This window comes from Moorena sp. SIO3H5, assembly GCF_010692395.1.
Classification (GTDB): Bacteria; Cyanobacteriota; Cyanobacteriia; order Cyanobacteriales; family Coleofasciculaceae; genus Moorena.
Genome location: NZ_JAAHHS010000602.1, coordinates 1 through 3410 on the forward strand (window position 1 = coordinate 1; position 3410 = coordinate 3410).

Annotated in this window: 4 protein-coding genes; 1 reads left to right on the forward strand and 3 read right to left on the reverse strand. The window is 43.7% G+C overall.

Going from position 1 to position 3410, the window contains the following annotated elements:
• Positions 1–181: 181 nt before the first annotated feature.
• From F6K52_RS34215 to F6K52_RS34225, 3 genes are all read right to left on the reverse strand, one after another.
• Positions 182–619: a hypothetical protein gene (locus F6K52_RS34215; RefSeq protein ID WP_293089338.1), complete on the reverse strand. Its 438-nt coding sequence runs from the start codon at positions 617–619 to the stop codon at positions 182–184.
• Positions 620–883: 264 nt separating this feature from the next.
• Positions 884–1378 carry an allophycocyanin subunit alpha-B gene (gene apcD / locus F6K52_RS34220; RefSeq protein WP_293089340.1) on the reverse strand — a complete coding sequence of 165 codons (495 nt, stop codon included), beginning with the start codon at positions 1376–1378 and terminating at the stop codon, positions 884–886.
• Between the two features lie 97 nt (positions 1379–1475).
• Positions 1476–1649, reverse strand: coding sequence for a hypothetical protein (locus F6K52_RS34225; RefSeq protein ID WP_293089342.1), 174 nt, complete (start codon positions 1647–1649; stop codon positions 1476–1478).
• A 204-nt stretch (positions 1650–1853) separates the two neighbouring features.
• Here F6K52_RS34225 and rlmD point away from each other — a divergent pair, with 204 nt between their 5' ends.
• Positions 1854–3239 carry a 23S rRNA (uracil(1939)-C(5))-methyltransferase RlmD gene (gene rlmD / locus F6K52_RS34230; RefSeq protein WP_293089344.1) on the forward strand — a complete coding sequence of 462 codons (1386 nt, stop codon included), beginning with the start codon at positions 1854–1856 and terminating at the stop codon, positions 3237–3239.
• The last annotated feature ends 171 nt before the right edge of the window (positions 3240–3410 follow it).

The window sequence follows — 3410 nt, forward strand, 5'->3', positions numbered from 1 at the left end:
GAGAACCAAGATTTGGGGGTTGTCAAAGCCCCTCGTACCAGGAGAAAAAAACCTCCCCTTGATTTGTCTCCTTTCCCAGACTCAGAGGGCTTGACAAATTGCTCTTTTGCTTAACTTGTTACCAATGCCCATTAGCCATTACCCATCACCAAAAAAACGACACTCATTTCTATCAACATGGCTATATAATTGCTATCAGTAACTGATTAACTAGTAACTGATTTAGTAATAACCCTAGACTAAAACCTGTTAGAGAAACCCCAAAGATGATCCAAAAAGCCTGCCATTCACCGTATCCTTCTGTTTGAAGATCTAATCTAGCTAAGGCAGCAGCAGCAATCAGCACCAGAATACGGCTAGAATAATAAATCCAGCGCAGGATAATAACGCCTAGGAAAGAGCCTAAAATTACGGAAACAAAAGCTTTGGTATCAGATTTCATCCAAGTCCCGTACAGTTTTCTAATCTGATACACTGGAGAAGTTATAGCTAAAGCCATCAACAAGATATAAACTGCTCCGATCAGCCAGAGCCATACCGATACCTTAAATAAGGAAGGATGTAAGCCTGATGTAGTGTGTTCTACCGTAATCAATTCCTGAAAGTCAACAGATATCATCCAGCCAAAAATACTATGGCTTAACAGAAGAATTGATAATGAAAGCCAGGGCAATTTTTTGATGAACCACATTTAATTTAAATAATCCCACGACTAAAATGCGTGGGATTTGAGGTCATTAATCATTAGTCTTTTGTTGATTTTTAGTTGGTAATTGCTAATTGCTAATTTTTAATTGTAAATTTACAACTTACAATTAACCGTTGGCTATTTGTAAATAACCAATGACTAATGACTAATCACCAATGAATTAAGACTAATGACTTAGGACTTAGGAGACATGGCTTGAATAATGTAATCAAAGTAGGGAGCTGTCAACTCAGCATCCTCATCGGTTAGGATTCCCAAAGATGCCTCTTTTAAGCAATTCATGGCTTCTGACATCCCTGCCATTGGCACACCTAGGGCATTGTACATTTCTCTTGCCCCGATGATACCAATGTCTTCAATAGGTTTCTGATCACCAGCAAGCACACCATAGGTGACCAAGCGCAAGTACCAACCATAGTCCCGTAAACACTGATTGCGTTCACGCTGACCATAGGCATTCCCTCCTGGTGCTATGAAGTCAGGGCGTTTCTGCCACAGCTGACTGCTGGCTTTTTGTACTATCTTTTTTTCATTTTCCGACAGGGTGGCAACAATGCGCAATCGCTGCTCACCGGTTTGCAAAAAATCATTGATACTTTTGAGTTCACCAGAGCTGAGGTATCTCAGCTCGTCATCGGCATTGAGAATGACTTGACTAACTACACTCATGTTATTAGTTTATGGAGTTTTTTATTGAGTTACTCAGGGAACAAGTCCCCAGCTAAATTAAAGATTTTAGCTCGGGACTTGTTCCCAGAACTGTTAATTAGTAGTTTACCGACTTTGGGTGACACAACGGAAGGGCATTGGGCATAATGTCAACAAATAGAGCAAAACCGATGCATGTTTGCTGCCATCGATAGTCTCTTTCCCCTCTTTCCCAATCCAAAACATTCCCTTGAAGCATCCGTTGCTCCCTATTGCCATCTCTAGCTGGCAATTGCCATCTCTAGCTGGCAATAAAACAAAACTATCAGGATTTACGCAAAAACGGTATAAGTACTAGGGTAGCTTAATAATACACCCTACAGGTAGCGAAGGGTGCGCCGACCTGAATTGGTTTCTACCATAAGCGATCGCTTTCAACGAACGCACAGCGTGGCCGAAGGCCTTTCTGCCTACTACTTAGTCCCTTTGCTATATGATGCCAATTATGATAACTAATGAGTCCAGACCTGAGTGTTGGCAACAAGGTCAACTGATTGAGGTTATGATTACAGACCTCAGTGATAGTGGTGATGGCGTTGGACGGCTAGGAAATCGGGTGGTTTTTGTTCCGGATACTGTCACAGGGGATAAAGCTTTGGTGCGCTTGATTCGGGTCAAACCTAACTATGCCACTGGTAAGTTACATCAACTGTTGGTGGAATCTCCTAATCGTGTTCATCCCAGATGTATCGTGGCGGATAAGTGTGGTGGTTGCCAATGGCAGCATGTGAGCTGGGACTATCAGCAGTTGGCGAAGCAAAATCAGGTGATTGAAGCCCTCAAACGCATTGGTGGATTTAGCGAACCCGCCGTAGCACCAATCTTAACCACAGATTCTCCCTTGGGCTATCGAAACAAAGCTACCTATCCCCTTAAACGCTCAGCAACGGGTTCAGTTCAAGCGGGTTACTACCAAAAAGGTAGCCACCACCTGATTAATCTTAATCAATGCCCCGTGCAAGACCAGCGTTTGAATCCCCTGCTAGGGGAAATTAAGCAGGATATTGAGCAATTGGGGTGGTCAATATATAACGAAAGCCGCCACCAAGGACGATTGCGTCACCTTTCGTTACACATTGGAAAACACACTGGCGAGATGTTGCTAACCTTGGTCACAACAGATCTGAATTTAAAAGACCTGGATGTCCAAGGGCAAACTTGGCTAAATCGTTATCCCCAACTAGTGGGTGTTTGTGTGAATCACAACCCCCACCGCAGTAATGTCATTTTTGGTTCCCAAACCTATTGTGTTGCCGGTCAGCCATACTTGAGGGAAAACGTATCTGGTATTGAGTTGCGGCTGCGACCAAATACGTTTTTCCAAGTTAATACTGAAGCGGCTGAGGTTTTGTTAAACCTAATCATTAAACAGCTAGCCCTGAAGGGGGATGAATGTGTAGTTGATGCTTACTGTGGCATTGGTACATTTACTCTACCCCTTGCTCAACAGGTAAGCCAAGTTATTGGTATGGAGGTGCAAGCTGCATCAGTAAAGCAAGCTGAGCAGAATGCCTTGATCAATGGGATCACTAATGTGAAATTTCAGGCGGGATCAGTCGAGCAGTTACTGCCTCATTTGACTATCACCCCAGATATTGTAATACTTGACCCACCCCGTAAGGGATGTTCTCCGGCAGTCATTGACATGCTTAGGGAAGTGGCACCAAAACGGATCGTTTATATCAGCTGTAAGCCAGCTACCCTAGCACGAGACCTCAAACTCCTTTGCCTCAACGGTTACTACCAGTTAACCCACATCCAACCTGCTGACTTCTTTCCTCAAACCTCTCATGTTGAATGTGCTGCTTTTCTAGAGCACTGATATCGGCGTTGCCGATTTGTGGAACACCCAAGGCACATCCGTTGATTTGGTAATGGGGAATTGGTGATGGGAAATTGCTAGCTTACCCAACAGTGGTACGGGTGCATCTCAGTTTTGCAATTAGGCAAAAATTCGGGAGAAAATTCCCACACTCCCCATACTCCCCACACA